Annotated in this window: 23 protein-coding genes; 1 reads left to right on the top strand and 22 read right to left on the bottom strand. The window is 29.0% G+C overall.

Annotated features, from left to right (window positions below):
- Positions 1-4: 4 nt before the first annotated feature.
- The 3 genes from ACEQT4_RS05820 to ACEQT4_RS05810 all read right to left on the bottom strand — a co-directional run bounded on the left by ACEQT4_RS05820 (position 5) and on the right by ACEQT4_RS05810 (position 2896).
- Positions 5-1216, bottom strand: a complete 1212-nt coding sequence (locus tag ACEQT4_RS05820) for a glycosyltransferase (RefSeq protein WP_370226496.1) — start codon at positions 1214-1216, stop codon at positions 5-7.
- A gap of 120 nt (positions 1217-1336) precedes the next feature.
- Positions 1337-2590, bottom strand: a complete 1254-nt coding sequence (locus ACEQT4_RS05815; protein WP_372521210.1) for an oligosaccharide flippase family protein — start codon at positions 2588-2590, stop codon at positions 1337-1339.
- A gap of 36 nt (positions 2591-2626) precedes the next feature.
- The gene (locus ACEQT4_RS05810) at positions 2627-2896 is read right to left on the bottom strand and encodes an STAS domain-containing protein (RefSeq protein WP_370226493.1); all 270 of its coding nucleotides are present in this window, start codon (positions 2894-2896) and stop codon (positions 2627-2629) included.
- 138 nt (positions 2897-3034) lie between these two features.
- On the opposite strand from ACEQT4_RS05810, the gene ACEQT4_RS05805 reads away from it, so the two are divergent.
- The gene (locus ACEQT4_RS05805) at positions 3035-5101 is read left to right on the top strand and encodes a tetratricopeptide repeat protein (protein ID WP_370226492.1); all 2067 of its coding nucleotides are present in this window, start codon (positions 3035-3037) and stop codon (positions 5099-5101) included.
- Between the two features lie 55 nt (positions 5102-5156).
- On the opposite strand, the gene ACEQT4_RS05800 is transcribed toward ACEQT4_RS05805, so the two are convergent.
- The 19 genes from ACEQT4_RS05800 to ACEQT4_RS05710 form a co-directional block, all read right to left on the bottom strand.
- Positions 5157-7778, bottom strand: a complete 2622-nt coding sequence (locus tag ACEQT4_RS05800) for a T9SS type A sorting domain-containing protein (protein ID WP_370226491.1) — start codon at positions 7776-7778, stop codon at positions 5157-5159.
- Positions 7779-7893: 115 nt separating this feature from the next.
- Positions 7894-8388 (bottom strand): CAP domain-containing protein, encoded by a 495-nt coding sequence (locus tag ACEQT4_RS05795; protein ID WP_027880935.1) that lies wholly within the window; start codon positions 8386-8388, stop codon positions 7894-7896.
- A gap of 150 nt (positions 8389-8538) precedes the next feature.
- Positions 8539-9246: a LytR/AlgR family response regulator transcription factor gene (locus ACEQT4_RS05790; RefSeq protein WP_370226490.1), complete on the bottom strand. Its 708-nt coding sequence runs from the start codon at positions 9244-9246 to the stop codon at positions 8539-8541.
- 10 nt (positions 9247-9256) lie between these two features.
- Entirely contained in the window at positions 9257-9574 is a 318-nt protein-coding gene (locus tag ACEQT4_RS05785; protein ID WP_370226489.1) for an Hpt domain-containing protein, read from the bottom strand.
- A complete protein-coding gene (locus ACEQT4_RS05780) occupies positions 9561-10631 on the bottom strand; it encodes an ATP-binding protein (protein ID WP_370226488.1) in 1071 nt (356 codons plus the stop codon). The genes ACEQT4_RS05785 and ACEQT4_RS05780 overlap by 14 nt, the downstream gene beginning before the upstream one ends.
- Complete coding sequence (locus ACEQT4_RS05775) at positions 10631-11764, bottom strand: FIST signal transduction protein (protein WP_106679850.1); 1134 nt, start codon at positions 11762-11764, stop codon at positions 10631-10633. Before ACEQT4_RS05775 ends, ACEQT4_RS05780 begins: the two co-directional genes overlap by 1 nt.
- Before the next feature lie 3 nt (positions 11765-11767).
- Positions 11768-14107 carry a PAS domain S-box protein gene (locus ACEQT4_RS05770; RefSeq protein ID WP_370226486.1) on the bottom strand — a complete coding sequence of 780 codons (2340 nt, stop codon included), beginning with the start codon at positions 14105-14107 and terminating at the stop codon, positions 11768-11770.
- On the bottom strand, positions 14107-14646 hold the full coding sequence (locus tag ACEQT4_RS05765; protein ID WP_370226485.1) for a heme NO-binding domain-containing protein: 540 nt from the start codon (positions 14644-14646) through the stop codon (positions 14107-14109). The genes ACEQT4_RS05770 and ACEQT4_RS05765 overlap by 1 nt, the downstream gene beginning before the upstream one ends.
- A gap of 1 nt (position 14647) precedes the next feature.
- Positions 14648-15061 (bottom strand): response regulator, encoded by a 414-nt coding sequence (locus tag ACEQT4_RS05760; RefSeq protein ID WP_027880928.1) that lies wholly within the window; start codon positions 15059-15061, stop codon positions 14648-14650.
- 131 nt (positions 15062-15192) lie between these two features.
- A complete protein-coding gene (locus ACEQT4_RS05755; protein WP_370226484.1) occupies positions 15193-15420 on the bottom strand; it encodes a hypothetical protein in 228 nt (75 codons plus the stop codon).
- A gap of 100 nt (positions 15421-15520) precedes the next feature.
- Complete coding sequence (locus tag ACEQT4_RS05750; RefSeq protein ID WP_370226483.1) at positions 15521-15895, bottom strand: MmcQ/YjbR family DNA-binding protein; 375 nt, start codon at positions 15893-15895, stop codon at positions 15521-15523.
- An 8-nt stretch (positions 15896-15903) separates the two neighbouring features.
- Positions 15904-16044, bottom strand: coding sequence for a hypothetical protein (locus tag ACEQT4_RS05745; protein ID WP_155912676.1), 141 nt, complete (start codon positions 16042-16044; stop codon positions 15904-15906).
- Positions 16045-16161: 117 nt separating this feature from the next.
- On the bottom strand, positions 16162-16773 hold the full coding sequence (locus ACEQT4_RS05740) for a DUF4230 domain-containing protein (protein WP_370226481.1): 612 nt from the start codon (positions 16771-16773) through the stop codon (positions 16162-16164).
- A complete protein-coding gene (locus ACEQT4_RS05735) occupies positions 16773-17117 on the bottom strand; it encodes a DUF4260 domain-containing protein (RefSeq protein WP_370226480.1) in 345 nt (114 codons plus the stop codon). The genes ACEQT4_RS05740 and ACEQT4_RS05735 overlap by 1 nt, the downstream gene beginning before the upstream one ends.
- Before the next feature lies 1 nt (position 17118).
- Complete coding sequence (locus tag ACEQT4_RS05730; protein ID WP_370226479.1) at positions 17119-17865, bottom strand: cyclase family protein; 747 nt, start codon at positions 17863-17865, stop codon at positions 17119-17121.
- 4 nt (positions 17866-17869) lie between these two features.
- Positions 17870-18997 (bottom strand): radical SAM family heme chaperone HemW, encoded by a 1128-nt coding sequence (gene hemW, locus ACEQT4_RS05725; protein ID WP_370226478.1) that lies wholly within the window; start codon positions 18995-18997, stop codon positions 17870-17872.
- 5 nt (positions 18998-19002) lie between these two features.
- The gene (locus ACEQT4_RS05720; protein ID WP_370226477.1) at positions 19003-19536 is read right to left on the bottom strand and encodes a hypothetical protein; all 534 of its coding nucleotides are present in this window, start codon (positions 19534-19536) and stop codon (positions 19003-19005) included.
- Positions 19537-19583: 47 nt separating this feature from the next.
- Positions 19584-20138, bottom strand: coding sequence for a crossover junction endodeoxyribonuclease RuvC (gene ruvC, locus ACEQT4_RS05715; protein WP_370226476.1), 555 nt, complete (start codon positions 20136-20138; stop codon positions 19584-19586).
- The gene (locus ACEQT4_RS05710) at positions 20138-20767 is read right to left on the bottom strand and encodes a cell envelope biogenesis protein OmpA (RefSeq protein ID WP_372521209.1); all 630 of its coding nucleotides are present in this window, start codon (positions 20765-20767) and stop codon (positions 20138-20140) included. Before ACEQT4_RS05710 ends, ruvC begins: the two co-directional genes overlap by 1 nt.
- Positions 20768-20770 lie beyond the last annotated feature (3 nt).

Raw genomic sequence — 20770 nt, 5'->3', positions numbered from 1 at the left:
CTAATTACGCATTTATTACTGTATTAGTTTGAGGGTTCTTTTTTTTAATAAGTTTATCAAATTGCTCTAGATACATATCGGCAATTTTTTGCATAGGATAAGCTGTTGCTGCTTTATAGTTTGCTTTTCCTAAAGATATGCGATAATCTTCATTTGTAACTATTGCTTCTATTGCATTTGCTAAGCTATCTATTGATGTTGGCTCAAAAAACTCTCCTTGATAACCTTCATCTTGTACTAAAAGTGCTAAATCACCTAAATCTGGCATAACTACTGCTTTACCATAGCTACCTGCTTGATGTAAAACTCCAGAACTACCAGTTGTTGATGTATAAGGAAAAACAACAACTGCACTTTCTTTAAACAGAGTTGGCACTTCTTCTTCTTCAACATAACCAGTATATCTTACTTGTGGTACATGACTATATTTTTGTTTAACACCTTCTAAATAACCAGGTACATTTGGATTATCAGTACCCGCTACAACTACCTCTAGATCTAAACCAGTTTTTTCTCTTACCTTAACAACTGCTTCTATCATTGCCTCTACCTTTTTGTAGGTTCCAAATTTACCAAAGGTCATGATTTGTAATGGTCCATCTGGCAAAGTGTATTCTGGTTGTTCTTCGGTTACTTCAAAGGTACCGTGTGGTATTTGAACCACATTTGTGCTTTTATATTTATTATTTAACACATCTACGTATTTATGCATTGTAACTGCTACGGTATCCGCTTTTAATATTAACTTAGTTAAGCTTGTACCTATAAAGTTATACACGTTTTGTAGCAACTTGTTTGATGTAAATCCTGCTTTTCCTAAATCAACCTCTTCTAAGATATTATGTAACAAAACAATGTTTGGTATCTTTTTTAATCTACATACTAAAGGAAGCATTAATCCTAGTGCAGCAGGTACTTTTTTATCACCAAACTTCATAAATTGCAAATTAAACAATACTGCATCTGGTTTAGTTTGGTTTAATGCTTTGTTTACTGTAAATAAGTTTTTGTAGCTATTAAATTCCCAACATTCTTTAACTGAAACTCTACAACCATTTTTCACAAAATCTATATCCTTAGCACCTTCTGTTTTATCTGTTAGTAAAACTACTTCTGTTACCTGATCTTTTTGTCTAAAATGCTTTACTAAATGATAGGCGTATTCATTTAAAGTTACTTTACTTGGTGGATATGCTGTTACGATTGCTAGTTTCATAATATTAAATTTTAAATGATTTAATTACAATACAAATTTGATGATATTAGATTATAAATCTCTGTGTATTAAGATTAAACGCAAGTATCTGTAGACAAATGGAAAGAATGTTAAGTTTGACTACTTTTTTGATTTTATTTCTAAACCTGTTATATAAAAAGTTAATTGCACTAGTAAGAGTAATACCATTGCTATGATTTGCATGTAAACCACTTCTTCTAATGTGCTATGAAAAAGAAATATTAGTACTACTTGTAAAACACCAAATACTGCAGATATTAACACTGGCACATACTTATCTAAAGACAAATAGTAATAAGCAAAAATATTAGATAATGCAAATAAGCCAGTTGCTGTAGCGTATTTCCATAATAATGGTGCTACATCTAAATATTGTTCTCCAAATAATAAAGTAATAGCTAAATTAGGAAACAAAGCACATCCTACAATTATTGTAATAGCTATTGCAGCAATATACAATATGTACTTAAACAATATTTTTGATGGGTCTTTACCTTCCTTTTTTAATTGTACTACCTCTGGTAATAATAACATTACAAACATCCATGCTATAAAATATACTATACGTCCAATCAAAGCTAATGATGCATAAAGACCTGCATCATGAGATGGAAAATAATGCTTAACTAATAAAATATCGCTATTATTGATTATAATTTGTGTAAGCTCGTAAAATGCAGTAACTAACAAGAAGTGCTTTATAGCTTTTTTATCTGATGCTAGAAGTTGACCTTTAATGTTTAAATTGAAGTTTTTGGTATTAAATGGTATTAGACCAAATACAAAAGACAACAATATACCAATAGCTATAACTATTGAACTTTTTAAACCCAACAAGTAAATTAACGAAATTGTTAATACCAATCTACTAAGCATTTCTAGTTGGTATGTTATAGATAACTTTTTAAATTCCTTTTTACCTTGATACACACCTCTATTTACGCTCATTACAAAATATAAAGGCACGCCAACACCAAAAATGACAAACATAGATGATGATGATGTATTAAAAACGGTTTGTAGTTGTCTAGAAAAAATAACAATCAATATACCTAAGCCAATACCTATAGCTGTTGAGTTTTTATAGATTGTGGTTAAGAAGTTGATTAAAACATTATTCTCTAATAATACTGAAAACTTAGCGGTAACTAATTGAAATGTCATTGCTACAAAAGATAACACCAATAAAAATGTTATTAATACCGCCGCATCTGCAAATTGTGCTGGACCTAAAATACGTCCTAATAATAAGTTATATAAGTAATTACCACCGTTTACCAATAGCACACTTAACATAAACAATTGCTCTTGAGAAATTTTTAAGGACTTAATCATCTTAATAGATTGCTGCATAACAAATTACAATAAAATCAATTAATTATATTCTTTTTATTTACTTCTTAATTCTTCATAAATTTCTTTACATCCTAAACCTGTAATGCAAAGTTTTTTATTATTAGATATGGCATTATCGTATAAGTTTCTTATAGCTTTCATACCACTGGCATCTATTTTAGAAACCTTATCTATATTTAAGGTAAGATCTTCTAAATTAGTTAGCATTAATTTTAAGTGTGTCTCAAAGCTTTTTACTGTAGATGTATCAATTCTACCAACTATTTCAAATAAAGTTTTGTCTCTTGTTATTGTTAATGCCATAATTTTTATCTTTAAATTTATTTAGAGCAAATATCTACTTAAACAATAAGCTTAACTGATGTATTTCGATAGATTGCAAATAACTGTAGATGAACAAACAAGCTATTTACCTCAAAAAGCAATAAATAAGTGTCACTTATGAAATTAAAACATACTATTAGCCTACTAATCTTTCTTTTTTGTTACTCTTTAAACGGACAAAATATGCAAGAAGGTTTTTCTTATTTAGAGTCTGGAGATTACAAAAAAGCTGAAAGTTATTTTAAAGATATTTTAATAACATATCCTGAAAACAAAACAGCTAGACTTTGTTATGGAAGAGCTGTTGGATTAAATGGTGACCCAAAAAAAGCCTTAACTTTATTTTCTAATCTAGTAAATGATTATCCTGAAGACTTTGAGGTTAAATTAAATTATGGAGAATCTTTATTATGGAATAAAAATTACACAAAAGCCAAAACCTACTTTAAAAAACTAATTATAGAACAACCCAAAAGTTTTCCTGCGTTACTAAGTTATGCAAACACTTTATCTAACTTAAAAGAATATGATGAAGCTCTAAATTATGTAAACAAAGCTTTGTCTGTTTCAAATAATAATCCAAATGCCTTAACCTCTAAAAAATATATCTACCTAGGTTACGCTTATAAAAAACAACAAGAACAATCTTATGAAGAGGCAGAAAAATTATTGCTAAAAAATTTAGAACTTTTTAATAATGATAAAGAGACTTTGCTAAACTTAGCTAATCTATATTTAATTGTAAACAAATTAGATTTAGCTCAAAACACTTACAATCAATTAAAAAACAAAACACCTCATACAATAGAAGCTTTAAATGGATTAGCTTTAGTATATCACTTAAAAGGAAAAGAAAAATTAGCATTAAATACTAGCAAGGAAGCCTACCAAGTATTAAACCAAGCAAACAACAAGTCTTTGACCAAACAAACTACAGAACGTTACATCCAGGCATTAATTTGGAATAAAAAATACAAAGAGGCTAACCGTTTAATAAACAATTTAATTAAAGAGCAGCCTAATACCAATTGGATACTCGCCTTAAGAGCCACTTTAAATATTTATAAAAGTGACTTTAAAAAGAGTTTAACAGATTACAATACTATATTAAAAAACGATAGTACTTCTTTTGATGGCAATCTAGGTAAGGCAAACACATTAAAAGCATTAAACCAAACCAATCAAGCCTATAAATCTGCGCAACAAACATTAAATATTTACAATAATCAAAAAGATGCTTTAAACTTTATTAAAAACATAGAAAATAATTTTACACCTTTTTATGAAGGAAAAGCTTCTTATTCTTTTGACAACGGAGATAATAATGCTGTAAGTTTAAGTAACAGTTTACAATTTCCTTTAAGTACAAAACTGAAACTTCAAGCAGACTATATCTATAGAAAAACAGATAATAAAGTTACTAATTTTAACGCGACTTCTAATGATTTTACTTTAGGCGGATCTTATAAATTAACAAATACAATCACTGCAAATGTTATGGCAGGTATATCTAGTGCAGATGCAAATAATGCTAATTACAATCAGTTTTTAACTGATGTATCATTAGATATAAAACCTTTTAAGTTACAGCAATTAAAAGTTGGGTATAAAAGAGACTTACAAAATTTTAATGCCGAATTATTAAATCGTCAAATTGTTCAAAATAATTATTATGCTAACTATAGTTTAAATACCAACTTTAATTTAGGCTGGTTTACTCAATACTTTTATACTAGTCAAAATGATCAAAACAACAGGCATTTATTATTTACATCTCTATACTACAACATCCTAGCTAAACCATCTCTTAAAGCAGGTCTTAATTATCAATATATCACATTTAAAAATCAAGTTCCGACTATATATTTTTCTCCAGAACAATTCAATGCTGGAGAAGTATTTGTTAATCTAATTAAAGATGAAAATGTAGCTAAACCTAAAGAATGGTTTTACGAACTTACAGCTGCTACAGGATTACAGTTTATAGAAGATAACGAAAGCCAGAGCACTTACAGAATACAAAGTAAATTAGGATATAAATTTTCTGATAGATGTTTAGCTAATATATTTGGTATAAGAAGTAATATTGCGTCTGCTACTGCAGCAGGATTTACTTACACAGAAGTTGGTGTTAGGTTTAAGTGGTTAATTTTTAAAAGACCCGTTTTTAAATTATCAGAATAAAAAAAGGTAAAAGCATTGCTTTTACCCTTTCTTCGCTATTAATCAACAATTAAAGTTACCTTATCAATAACTTTAAACTTTTATAGTTAGAGTTTACACTCTCTAACTTACATATATATAATCCCGAACTTAGGTTTTGTCTTTGTATTGATACTTTATTTTTACCTACACTAGCATTTACTTGTTGTCTGTAAACAACCTTACCTAATTGGTCATAAATAGATAGTGTTAAGTTTTCTTTTACTGTAGCATTAAAGTTTAAGCTAGTCACCTCAGACATTGGATTTGGATATGCTACTAATGTGTTTTGGTTAATATCACTCTCAAAATCCGAAACTGATAATGCTAAACCTCTTTCAAACCTTAAATCTTGTAAGTTCATTTCTTTTGTTTGTGTAGAGCCATCTTCGCTTACCATTGTAAATACTAATGTTACAATATCATTTGGATCAATTTCAGCACTTAAATCTGAATAAAAATCTGAAAACGGTAACGAAAAACTTGTATAATTTTCAGTTAGATTAACTGTAGCTTTATATTGTTCGTTCCAATTTGTAATACTTTGTTTTACTAAAGCAACTTCTAAACTACCTGTTCCTTTTGCTTTAAATTTTAAAACGTTGTAATCTGTTACATCTACAGCTTTAAATCTTGGTGTTAATGCACGGTAAGCTGCAAAATAGGTATTAGTTGTTGCGTTTAAGGTAATATTTCTTTCTATAGGAAAAACATCTTCTGCAAATGGGATTGTATTTGGTTGCACTTCATAGTTATTAACTATTGTATTTGGTTGTGCATCATCAATACCCCATGGACCATCAGACATAAATAAATCGTCAGGAATATTTACACCATCTCCTATTCTAAATCCTATATCAAACAAGTTACCAGTTGGTACTTGCACATTAGTAATATAGTTTTGGTTTAAGTCTATTGTAGAAGTTGTATAATTAAAATCATTAGTTTCTGATGTTCTATATCCAGCGTCAAATGTTACACTATTAGTAGCATTACTATTAATAATCTGCAAGTCTAACATACCGTTGATATACTTTCCTTTTCTTACAAATACTGTTGGTGCTTCAGATAGATTATAATTTGTTATGGTTTTTTCGGCATCTAATAAATTTAATACCTCTTGTGCTAGTAAGTATAAATCGTCTACAGAATCTGACCAAATTTGAAAGTTGTAAAAAGTCACATTTTCTTGGTATAAATCTAAATTCCAGTGACTTTCTATCTCAAAGTTAGCTTGATCATTTACTTCTTTTGCAGATAGACTTAAGACATACTCAAAACTTCCGTCTATGTTTTTTATAATTGATTTTACAAACTCTTCACCGTTAATCATTATTGTTGAAACAGAAATCAACTCAGCTCCTAACAATCTATCACAAATATATTTTGTATGCTCGTATACACCATTTTCTGTTTTAAGAGCTAAAATTGAAGCTATAGAAGCATCATTTTGATAATAATCTACAGAGAAAACCTCGGTTGCATTTGTAATATTTAACAAATCTGTTGGTGTAGACTCGATTGCAAAATCTTCATTTATAGTTGTTAAAGGTATAAAATCTTGAAGGGTAAATGATGTATTTACAGAAGCACTTTCTGTTGTATTTACTGATCTAAAATTAGATTTAGAGTTATTTTTTGTAAATCTTTTAGCGTTTTTTGGATTAAACTTATAACCAGATTTAACTCGATTGTAGTTTCTTTTGTTAATAGCTTCAGATAATCTACCATTACTTTCTAATCCACCATCGTTTGCTGTAGTTGGAGGCAATATAACATCACAATTTCCAAATCCAGAACAAGAAGGATCGTCACAATCTACAAGTCCATCGCCATCATCATCAATACCGTTGTCACAAATTTCTTGTAATACTGGTGCTGTTGGACAACGTGCTCCATCATTACTAGAACTAGCTGGACCAAAAGCAAATAAATTTGAATCTATAACAGACAAAGTGTTTATATCTTGCACATTTTGTATTACATATATGGTACCTGTTTGATTTGCAGACACATAAAAACGACCATCTGCATCAAAATAAACAGCGCCATATGTATAATTTAATCCTGTTAAAATTGGTACAACACCCAAAGCTGTTACTTGGCTTGTTAAAGGATTAATACGATAAAGTATGTTAGTTCCTTTTTCAACTGTATAAATATTTCCGTCTACAGCGTTAAAAGCCCAATCATGTACATTAATATTTTGACTTAAAGTTTCTGTAGATATATACTGTCCGTAATTAGCAGATTGTGGATTTAAATCTATTTTGTAATAATCTGTTCCTCCACTTTTTAAATAATATATACCATCTGCACTAATATCTCCTACATATCTATTAGAATCTGGTAATTGTGGAATTGTAAAGGTAGTGACTTGAAAATCTTGACCTATTCTAATTATTGTTTGTGTTGGTGTATTTAATGATCCCCAAATAAATCCATCTGCTGGATTATAGGCTGCTGCATTAATATTTCCAGGAGTTACATCTTTAGCGACCTCATAAGAATTACCAGAAGCTAAATCTATTGCGTAAACATCATTTTTTTGAAATAAATATGCATTATAATCACAATTGAATGGCGTGTCTTGTGCAATAGCTAATTGACCTATTAAAAGAGCCATTAATATTTTAGTAAAAAGTAATGTTTTATTCATGATTTTGGGTATTAAATCTTTAACAAAAATAATATAGGTTAAGAGAGTTTATTAGTGTTTTTCGTTTACTACTATTACTCTAAAGTTAAATGGTAGTTAACTATCGATAAATGGTTTATCGCTTTAAAAATATATTGGTATAGTATCTTTTACCACTTGAGTCTACATCTGAATATATACCTATATCAGATAATGATGATTGTTCTAAATTTTGCTTATGCAAATCACTATTTAACCATGCATTAAAAACTGTTTGAGCAGTTGTATACCCATAAGCTACATTTTCTGACACATGTATTGCGTTAACAGTAACTTGTAGATTTTGTTGTCTTAAAAAGAAGAAGTCATGACTAGGTTGACCTTGATCTATCATATACTTACTGTGCGCTTTTGCTTCTAAACTAGCTACATCTAGCAAGTTTAATTTTGACAACCCTAAATCCTCTCTATGAGAATTAATTAGTTGAATTATTTCTAAGTCTATTGAATTATAATTTATTTCTGTTGAAATATCAGGATTAGTATCGTTTTGACTTGAAATATCTTCTGTAGAACAAGAAGTTATTAATACAAATAAAAAAAGCGCTAATAGTTGGTATATTTTGGTCATGCTGTTAGTTTTATATTTCTAACAACAAAATTATTTTTTATGTTACTTAACAGTTAAAGTATTCGATTAGTGCTTTTTAAAGTATCGATGAATGGAATATTTTTTAAGTTTTAAATTTACAATTACCGTTTAACCGAGTTAAACTATCGATTAAAGTAAGTTTAAGCGCTTCATTAACTCTGGACGGTTAGATCTACTTACAGGTATTACATCCTTTTTTATTAATACACTATTATCTTCGATATCTATTATTTTATCTACGTTAATGATATAAGATCTGTGTATTTTTAAGAATAAACTATCTGGTAATTTATCGTGTATTTTTTTTAATGTACTATGTACTGTATAATTTTTTGTCTCTGTTTTAATATGAATATAGTCTCCTTTTGCTTCTACTAGATATATACTTGGTATATCTATTTTGATTAGGCGTCTATCTATATTTACGTACAAATCATTAACACCAGAGTCTTCTTCATTCGAGCTTGTTGTAGCTTTAGATGTAAACGTTGCTGATTTTGCTTTATCTAATGCTTTATTAAATCGCTCTTGGGTTATTGGTTTTACTAAGTAATCTACGATACAATCATATTCAAAAGCTTGAATTGCAAAATTTGCATCTGATGTAGTTAAGATAATTTTAGGTGGATTTTTTAATGTCTGTATAAAATCAAAACCAGTAAAATCTGGCATATGTATATCTAAAAATATTAAATCTACAGTATTTTGATTTAAGTATTTTATGGCTTGTATAGCATTAGGAAACTCTTCTACCACATTAATATCTGGCACATTAGAGCTAAGTTTATTTATTATTGTTCTTGCTGTAAGCTCGTCATCTATTATTATACAATTCATTAAAAACTAATTATAATTTATCTAAATAATTAGTTATGACAGTTAATATATTATCAAATTCTTCTTTAAGATCTGTATTATGGTCTAATAAATTATTCTCATAATCAATAGCAATGTCATAACTTTTTGAAAGACCTAAAATACTAATTTTATGTTTAAGTTTATGAACATTTTCTGCTGCTAGCTTATAATTTTTATTATTTAAGTTTTTATAATACGTTTCTTTTTCTGTCGGAAACTCTTTTTTTACCACATCTAGCAATTGTGCTTCAAATTCTTTATCTCCTCCAGAAAGTGTATTTATATAAGATAGATTAGGCTGTTCCATTTAATTGTTTTTTTATTGTAAAGTAAAATGTTGTTCCTTTATTTATTTCGCTTTCAAGCCAAATTTCACCTTTATATAGTTCGACTATTTTTTTTACGATAGATAATCCTATACCGCTAGAGTCTGCTCGGTTTTCTAACTTTTCAAAGGTTTTAAATATTTTTTCAAAGTAATCACTGTCTATCCCTTTTCCGTTATCCTTAACAAAAAACTGCCAGTATTGTTTTTTATCTTCTACTCCAATTTCAATGCTTCCTTTAGACTTATCATTATACTTTATGGCATTTGATATTAAATTTTGAAACAATTGTTGCAGCCTATATTTATCCCCTTTAACTGTAGGTAAATTTGCTTTTGTAATAGTGATATGATTTGGTACTTGTATAGTTTTTAGGATTTGATCTACAATTAAATCTAGATCTACATCATAGATTTTTAATTGATTTTTATCTATAGAAGAGTATTCTAAAATGCCGCTAATTAGAGCATCCATTTTTTCTACATTTTCTCTAACTAATTCTAATTGTTTATTACCGCTTTCTCCAATTTTATCCTTAAAATCTTCTTTAAACCAAGCTGTTAAGGTGTCTATACTTCTTAAAGGTGATTTTAAATCATGAGATACCATGTGAGCATAATCACTTAACTCTTGGTTTTGATATGCTAACTCTGATAGTAATTGTTCTCTTTGTTTATTTATTTCGACAATTTCTTTTGTTTGGTTGTCTATAAACTCGATAAGTTTTAAGCCATCTAAATCTAAATTTAGAAAATTAGACGTGTTATTATCTGGTAAATTATAAAGCTTTAAGGTGTCTAAGACGTGTTTAAGCTTATCTATTACTTCTTTTTGTGCGTCTGCTTCTTCTCTTAATTGTTGATTTGCTGTAAATAACTCTTCAGAGCTTAGTTGCATGGCTCTTTGCTGCATATTAAATTGTTCTTCAAAGTTATTGTAAGAACTATTTATTGCGTCTAAAAATGTTTTTAAATCATCATTTTTTGCAAATTCTTCGGGTAAAAATTTTCTTATTTGTCGTTTTAATAACGAGTTCATTATTCGCTTATTAAAGTAATTGTCATTGTTTGATTATGTAATTGACATGATATTTCTCCATCAAAAGGAGCTATTTCTCCGTAAGAGTAAAATCCGCTAATGGTTGCGTCTTGACCAATTACTTCTATTACTTCTTCTACTTCTTCTTCTACTCTTTGATCTAAGACTAATTTACGTCCAATACAACTAACTAACATTGCTAGTTCTGGTTTGTTTTGTCTTAAATTCATTGCTTGCTTTGCGGCACGTTCTGATGCATTTGCAATGTTATCTACATTAGTCATCATTAATTGCACTTTTGCGTTTTCTGGTATGTCTCCTGCTAATATTACAGAATTATTAGTTTCGTCTATGTTTAGAATAGATCTTACAATTGGTTGGTCGTCTATTTGTACTTTTACGTTTAAAGGATACAGTAATGCAGCACCTGGTAAGTCTTTGGCTTTATCACCTAAATAGGTTTTGTACAAATCTAATGCTGGCTGACCATCTAATTCAAATAAAATATTATCATCAGATTTTGTAACTACACGTTCTGGTCCAAAAGGTGTCCAACCACCATAAATAGAAAATGTTACTTCTAAAGTATCTCCGTAAAAACCTATAGCGATTAATTGTCCTTCTTTTGGATTTTCATTATACCCTGCAATTGTTTTTTCAAAACGATCATCGTCACCACAAAGTCCACCTGTTATTAACAAATTATTTTGGGTAACACTATTCATACCTTGCGTTAGTTTTGATCCATTTACAAAACTACCTTCTGATATTACAAATACATGTTTTAAATTATCTTTTGGTAATTGTTGGATTAAATCTTGACCTACTTTGTAACTATCTTGATTATTATTTTTTATGTTACTAGTCTTTATTACAAATGTAGATTTTTCAAACTCTATTGCTGTAATTGTAATACTTTGCTGGTTAACATCATTTGATGAAATTTCTGCGCAAGTTGATCCAAAAACTATTTGTCCATCAGGAAATAGAGTTTTTATATCTTGATATATATTAGCGTCTTCTAACATATATCTGTTACCTAAAACCAATACTAATGGTGCGTTAAGTTTTATTTCTTGTCCAATATATTTCCAATCGGAGTTTTTATGTTTTACTAATTGTACTGTTTTCATTTTTTACTTTTTTAGAGTGAAATAAAAAGTGGTTCCTTTATTTAACTCGCTTTCTAGCCAAATTTCACCTTTATGGAGATCGACTATTTTTTTTACTATAGATAATCCTACTCCGGTTGAATCTTTACTTTTATTCAATGAATGAAATATTTTAAATATTTTATCATGGAATTTTTTATCAATACCAATCCCGTTATCTTCTATTGAAAATTGATAGTATGATTTCTTATCTGTTACATCTATATTAATTAGTCCGTTGTCTTTATCTATAAACTTTACTGCGTTACTTATTAGATTTTGAAACAGCTGCTTTAGTTTGGTTGAATCTCCTTCTAAAGTTGGAAGTTTATTTTTTACGTTAACAGTTATATGATCTGGTATATAGAGTATTTTAAGCAATTCTTCTATTGTATTATCAAGGTTTACACTTGTTAGTTTTGAGTCTGATCCTATGCTGGAGTATTCTAAAATATCTGTTATTAGCTGCTCCATTTTTTCTAGCGTATTTTCTATTAAAGAAATGTTTTGTAGGCTAACTTGATCTAATTTTCCTTGATTGTCTTCTTTTAGCCAGCTAACTAATGCATGTATACTTCTTAAAGGAGACTTTAAATCATGAGATACTATATGTGCGTACTCTTGTAACTCTGTATTACTTCTCTCTAGTTTGCCTAATAGACTTTCTTTTTGTAGTTGTAATGTTTTTAAATCTGTGATATCTAACACTACAACTACACTTCCTACAACTTCATCCTCTAAGTTTAGATTAGGAGATCCGCATACAAACCAAAACCTAGTGTCTCCGTTTTTTCGTTTAACCTTTAACTCAAAAGTACTAGCAACACCTACTTTTCTTTTAGCTATAAACTCTTTTACTTTTCTTGATTCAGATTTTAGAGGAAATAAATCTCTACCTTTTTTGCCTAATATTTCTTCCTCCGTATAGCCACTCATATTTAGCAAACTTTGGTTTACCATTGTAATATTACCATCTAAATCTGCCTCTATTAAGCCTAAATCCATATTTGCAATAATATTATGGTACTTGTGCTTTTGTTGTTCTAAATTTCTACGATATGTTCTATTTAATGTTACGTCTGAATAGGACCATAAATGTCCATTATATCCATCTGCTATATTAATTGGTATGTAGTCTCTTTCTACTATTGTACCGTCTTCTAAAGTTATTTCTTTTCGAAGTTCTGATTTATTTTCTTTTATTAAAGCATCAGAGTTTTTTGTAAATGTTTCTTCTTTGAATAAGGCTCTGTTACTTTTTAGAATAATGTCATTATAATTTAACCCAACTAGATCTTCTGGATTTTCATTTATTTTAAATAATTGGCAAAATTTATTATTTACTAATACTGCATTTCTTTTATCATCTTCTAATAAAATTGCAGTATCTAAGCTTTGTACTAATGTAGATAATTGCTTTTCTGACTTGTAAATCTTTAAATTAGCTTTATGCTCTTTTGTAACATCTTCTATAGTGGCTACTATATAATCTAAATCTCCTGAGTTATTTTTTACAGATAGTATTTTTGTTTTGGCCCATAGGAAGGAACCATCTTTTTTTACATAGCGTTTTTGTAATGTTGCACTGTCAATTTCGCCTTTAAGTAATTGTTTTCTTATAGCTTTAGATTCTGGTTCATCTTCAGGATGTGTTATTTCTTGTGGACTAACGCCATCAAATTCTTCTTTAGAATATCCTAACATATCTAAAAAAGATTGATTAACTAATGTTAAATCTTGAGTTTTTACATCTGTTAGAGTAATACCTATTGGTGAGTTATCTACAATTATATTAAGCTTTTTTTGCTGGTCTTCTATTTGTTTTTTTAATTGTTTTTCTTCTGTAATATCTCTAACTATACCTTGAGCTGCAATGGGTCTTTTATTTTTATCATATACAAGACTTGCATTAATATGAACCCATTTTACAGTACCACTTCCAGTAACAATTCTAGCTTCAAAGTCTCTGTAATATCCTTTTGTTTTAAGTAAATAAAAAGATTCTAATGCCAATGGCAAATCTTTATGATAGACAAAGTCTAAAACATTGACTGTTTGTTTTTGTATATCGTACCCAAATAATTTGGTTGCTGCGTCATTAAATTTTAAGACATTACCAGGAAGATCCATAACAACATAGGCGTCTAAGATATTATCAAAGACGCCTTTTAATTGTGATGATTTTTCTGCTAGATGATTTTGTAAAAGCTTTGTAGCATTGTACAGCTCTTTAGACTTATCTTCTAATATTTTTTCAGCAGCTTTTCTTGCTGCTTTTTCTCTTGCTAATGTTCTTTTTAATATTTCAATTTCTTTTTGACTCATTATTGTTGGTGGATAATAAATCTTACTTCTGTACCGTCTTCTTTTATTTTTTCAAATTCGATGTTTGCTGTAGCATTAAAATGCTCAAAGGTTTTATTCATTAATCCTAAACCAAATCTATACATCGCTCTACTTGATTTGTAAATCATTTTTAGATAACCTTCTCCTTTTTCTTCTATAACAAAAGTAGGTAGCTCTGCATCTGGATAGATCTTCATTACTTCTACGTGTATATGATTTTCTATTGAAGAAAGCATTTCAATTGGATCTTTATAAGTAGCTAATAAACCTGGGTAGCTTGTTTCTATTACGCTAAAAAAATGTTCTGCGTATACTTGCAGTAAATCGTCTGTAGATATGTTTGTATAACTACTTAGATTTTGAAGTAATTGAAGCATTTCTGCAAAACTATATGTACCTACAGATGTGTATACACCATTAGATGGTAGATCTGCATTTTCTATAATACGATCTACCATCTCTAACCCAAATTTATCTTCGACTAACTCTAAAAACTCTGTAAATACAATTCCTTTCATCTTATACTACTATTAACTCGTTAACACTCCAATAGTTTAATACTCTTTCTATTTTAGAAACGTAATCTTCGTATTTTAGCGGTTTAATTACGTATCCAGCAATACCTATTTTATAACATTCTAACAAGTCTTTTTGATTATTAGATGTTGTTAAAATTATAGTTGGTATATATTTTAAAACTTCATCGTTTTTTAAGATACTTAAAAACTCTATACCATTAATTTTAGGCATATTTAAATCTAACAAAATTATATCGGGTAGATTGTCTTTTTTTTCTAAAATTTTAAGAGCTTCTTCACCATTATTAGCTTCAACAATGTTATGATTTAATTTTAAAGAAGAGATTGTTCTATTCAACTTCATGATTTCGATCATATCATCTTCTATCAATAAGATATTTAACTTATTTTTCATATCGAGGGATTTATAATTCTCGAAAGGTAGAACATTAGTATTAGACATAAATTTAATTTCGTTTAATGCTTTTAAACTAAAGGTCAAAAGCGATTAAGTGTCGACGAATGGTAATAAAATGTCGTAAAAAATTACTTACAAAATTTTAAAGCTCTTAAAGTGTTTTTTTGAGCTAATAATTTTGTTTGTTCTAAATCTTTTAATAAATCTCTTACATGTTGTTGTTTCTGCTTGTTTGTTAAATAGTCTTCTATTAAATCTATACATTGTAATTGTTGTATACTAGTATATAGAGGTTTATAAGATGTCTTTAATAAACTGCGGTAACTGTGCGATTGATTTAGACTTTTTTTAACCATTAATCATTTTTTTATGCAAAATTAATTTATGGTTATTCTAAAACTTAATTTTATTCTACGTTTAGCCCTTTTTGTTAGACCAAACTTAAATATCTATAGATTAATTGTTATTTATGTTTAATTGGCTTTGTTGTTTTTTTGATAACTTACTAACTACCAAATCATATGAATGATCAATTAAACTACAAAGTAAGTCGTAAGTTATTTCGTTTTTACTTAAATAAATAGTATTCCAGTGTGTTTTATTCATATGATATGCGCCTTTTATGCTATCATAATCTTCACGTAACTCTAACGCATATTTTGGATCACATTTAAGTGAAATGGAGCCTTCTCCTGCTTCCCATTTTTCTAATGGAAGTAACGCAAACATTTTACCACATACTTTAAAAACTAATGTATCTTGATCAAAAGGGAATGTTTCTTCTGCTTGCGGTTTTTGAAGACAATATTGATAAACCTGCCCTAAATTCATGTTTAGAGTTAAGACTCAATTTTATGTTGCTTGATTTTTTTTAAGGTATTATTCCTTTTAGTTTTTAAGTTTTTAGTTTCAACCTTGGTTAATGGTGGAATGTCTAAACTTTCTAGGGTTTCATTTAAATAAAGTAGTAATCTGTTCATAATAGCAAATTTTAATTAACTTTTCTTTAAGGTAAAAAAACTAAGACAAATTAACGAATTCTTTATTCGATTTTCGATGAAACGAACGTTAAAACTACATTTTTTAACGTTTAAATGTTACTTTCTTAACTTTGATTGTTCTTTTGAATGAATAGTCAAGGACTGATAATCTAATGTCCAACCAATAGTTTCAACAATATTTTCTATTAATTGTAAAGATTCTAAAGCTTCTTGTTTGGCAACATTATACAAGCCGCTTTCTGGAACTTTTTCTAGAATATGTTGTTTTGCTTCTTCATTTAAAGCTGTAAGATCTGCTGCTTCAAACTTATTGAAATAACCATCTTTTTTGTCGTAGTAATTTAAGTTAGTTTCTATAGACAATATTTCTGGTTGAGGAAAGCTTTTGATTATAACTGTTTTGGTATTTTGGTTTGCCTCCAAGCTTATTTTATTAAAATCAAAACCTACATGTGCTTTTGCATTAATAACTACTAATGCTTTTTTACGACTTGAGACTAGTTTTAAAAAACGTTCTTTTACATCTTCGTAATGATAGATTTCTGCAAAGTCACCTTCTACTGTTATAAACTTGCAAACTTTTTTAATTTTATCTAAAAGAATTATCGATTGTGATGAAACTCTTTTTTTGTTCTTTAAATGTTTTACATAGGTAGATATTGCTAAAACAACAAGTCCACCAATGATTAATGAGATAAAAATTTCCATTATAAATGTCCTAAATGTGTGTTTTTAAAATTATCGGCATATTTAAGTCCGTAACCAAAAACTCGGTCTAAAGCAGCGTGAGAAAACAGAATGATTCCTATTAATTGCATGACTTCGATTTCAAAATAAATTCCAGCTAAAAAAATTAAAATTGCTAATCCTTTATGATGTAACATATTATAAGTTAATGCTCCAGTTTTTGTATTTATTAAATAACCTAACATACCAATATCAGGTAACAAAATTAATACCAAAAACCACCACCAAGTGTAACTTAAGGTAGAAAACAAGTAAATACCTAACGCGAATTGTAATAATTCTTCTAGTTTTAAAACAGATTTCATTTTATTCTATTTTATAAAGAATAGGCTTACTTGGTGTAGCATCGTTTTCAAAAGGTGCGATTTGTAAATTTAAAATGTATTTACCGTCTTGAATTTTATTTTTCACGTAAATAAACTCAGTTATAGTGGCATTTTTTCTAATCTTACCATTAACATCCCAAAACGCTTTATGCGCTAATAATTTACCATCATCTTTTTCTTTATCTACACTTGGTAAGTCTACCAAAAGGTGTTGTACACCTATTTTTTTTATAAATTCTGCCGCATCTTCGGTTAAGTAAGGCCAATTAGTATTAGAGTATTGTCTAGAAAGCTTATCTTTTGTGTTTGGCATTGTACGAATAACTAAAGCTTCTGGCTTACGTTGTTTTAGTAAAAATTTTAATTGCGATTTAGAAATCACATAATCTTCGTCTATTTTTTCTGGTGCTACAGTGATTACCTCTGCTCTAAAGAAAAAAGTTTTTAAGCATTTATTAATGCTATAAAATTTTTCGGTAATATGTCCAACACACTCGGTATGTGTACCGTGTGCATGCGGATTAAATTGAATATTATTAAAGTTAATAGACGCACCTTCTTTTACACTTGCAGTCCACTCGCCTATTTGCGCTGGTTCAATTTTAGGCTCTTCAATATACCATGCATTTGCGTTATCCTTTGATCCTCTAATTGGCATAGAAATATCTAAAGGTTTAGATAAGTCTATTGTGTATTTTATAGTGTTTATTGTAATTACTGTTTTCATCTAATTAATTTAACATGAATAGCTCACTTGCTATTCCGTCGGTTAAAAATTTTCCTTTTTTTGTAGCTTTTAAGCTGTCTTTTTCAATATACAATAATTGTTCATTGATATAAAACTGAGCTTCTTTTATTAAGAAATTTTTATAATGAAGCCCAAACTTGTCTTCTATTTTAGATAATGATACGCCCCAAATTGTTCTTAATCCAGTCATGACAAACTCGTTATACTTATCATTTTTTGTTAATGTTTCAATCTCTAATGGCAGGACATTTTCTTCAATTTTTTTGATGTAAATGGAATTATTTTTAACATTCCAAGCACGTTGGTCACCGTTAAAACTATGTGCAGATGGACCAATACCAATATATGGTTTACCTAACCAATAGGCACTATTGTTTTTACTGTAATAACCTGGTTTTGCAAAGTTAGACAGCTCATAATGCTCAAAACCTGCTTCTTCTAATTGTTCTATTAGTTGATGAAATTGTTTGTGTGCAACTTCATCATCTACATCGTCAATAATTCCTTTGTCTATAAAATTTGCTAATGCTGTTTTAGGTTCGACAGTTAGTGCGTAACTTGAAATATGTGGTACGCCAAAACTTAGCGCTGTTTCAATATTATTTAACCATTCCTGCGATGTGCTGTTTGGTATTCCGTAGATTAAATCTAAGCTAATATTATCAAAGTATTGGGTTGCAATTTCTAAACATTTTTTAGCTTCTGTTGCGTTATGAGCGCGATTCATTAACTTTAAATCTTTCTCATAAAAAGATTGAATACCAATACTTAGTCTATTGATTGGCGATTGGGATAATTCTATAATTTTCTCTTCAAATAAATCGTCTGGATTGGCTTCTAAAGTAATTTCTGGTGACGTTGCTATTGAGTAATTTTCATGTACCGTATCTATTAAAAATTGTAATTCTTCAATGGATAATAGACTTGGCGTTCCTCCACCAAAATAGATAGTTTCTACAGTTGTATTTTTAAATTCATCTTTACGAAGTTGAAGCTCTTTTGCTAAAGCAGAAATTAATTGATCTTTCTTTTTCAATGACGTCGAAAAATGAAAATCGCAATAATAACATGCTTGTTTGCAAAATGGTATGTGAATGTAGATGCCGGACATATCAGTTAATCCTTAGACATTTTTACCATTTTATCAATTAAAAGAAATCTATTAAAAACTTTATGAATTGAATCTTGAAGAGGCTTCAATTCTTCCTGATTATAAAGTACTTTGGTGTCAGGCCAAGCAAGAGAATACTCAGCAATTACACCATATTTATTGTTAAAATAAAATATAGACTCATCATCAGAAAGGTTAGGAATGTTATATAAATAAGCTTGTATTTTTATTTCTTCTGAATTAAATTGATAATTATGAGAGCTTATTAATTTACAATTAGTTCCTGCCACTATCAAAACACTATCATTTTCAATTTCTTTTTCAATGAATTGGTGAAAAGTACTATCATTTTCAAAAGTTTTGTACTCGTATCTCTTTATATTCCCTTCAACTAAATTTCTAAATCTCGCCGAATCTACATGTTGATTTTTTGGTCCAGATTTTATTGAAATAGTTTTAAAGTCTGATGTTGTTTTTTTTATTTCATCATTACAACTAGACAGAAAAATCATTAAAAAAAATAGTCGCAAATATTTCATATCAAAAAAATTAAAAGTGGATTCCTGCCTACGCAGGAATGATAAAACTACTTCTTTACTCTACTTTCATTCTGCTTCACAAAACTTGTCCAACCAGAATAGCTTTTACCAATTTCTATACGACCTTGATTGTAAAAATGACAAACTGCTGCTGCTAATCCATCGGTAGAATCTAAATTTTTTGGCAAACTTTTTAGCTTTAACAAACTTTGTAACATTTTTGCTACTTGCTCTTTACTAGCATTACCATTACCTGTAATTGCCATTTTAATTTTTTTTGGTGAATATTCGGTAACTGGTACTTCTCTACTTAATCCTGCCGCCATAGCAACACCTTGCGCACGACCTAACTTTAGCATACTTTGTACGTTTTTACCAAAAAAAGGCGCTTCGATAGCAATTTCGTCAGGATGATGCGTATCGATTAATTCTATAGTTCTTTCAAAAATCAATTTCAATTTTAAGTAATGGTCGTCGTATTTTTTTAGATCTAGCTCGTTAAGTTGTAAAAAGCTCATCTTTTTATTTTCAACTTTAATCAAGCCAAAACCCATAATTGTTGTTCCGGGATCAATACCTAATATAATTTGTTCTTTTGCCATTAATTACAAGTTGCGCAACCGCTTAAAGAAACTGCAACACCAACAGTTACGGTTAATAAATTACCGTTAAAAGATCCATAACCTTCTGTAATAGGATCGAAATCGCTTGCAAATCCCATAATATAAGATGCGTCGATATATGCAGAAACAGTTCTACTTATTCCGTAATGAAATTCCATTCCTCCCATAGCATTTAAATAAGACGTTTTATTATCGCCATAAGCATCTAAAGGTTTTATCATAGAATAACCAGGACCAACATGAAAAACTACACCTGTACCAAATGGTAAAAACGTAAAATCTGGTGTAGCATCATAAACAAACTGTGCATTTACACGTGTGTAGTTTACTTTAAAATCTGGTGTATTATCGGCATTTACAAATCTATTATACCCAAAATCTACTTTAGCTCCTAATTGATTAGTAAACATATGCTGAACTCCTAAATTTATGGTCGGAAAATTTAATCCGTTAGCCTCAAAAGGCGTTACAAATCCATCTTGACTTGGGCTATTTACACCTACAGCAATTAGAGCTTTCCATTTACTAGTTTCTATTTGTGCTTTTACTGTGGTTAAACCAAACATCAAAAAAGCTAACAAACAAATGATTTTAAATCTTGATAACATTGT

Origin of the sequence: Mesoflavibacter sp., assembly GCF_964226795.1 — a bacterium.
Taxonomy (GTDB): Bacteria; Bacteroidota; Bacteroidia; order Flavobacteriales; family Flavobacteriaceae; genus Mesoflavibacter; species Mesoflavibacter zeaxanthinifaciens.
The sequence above is the reverse complement of the archived record's forward strand: the minus strand, read 5'-3'. Positions and strand labels throughout refer to the sequence as shown.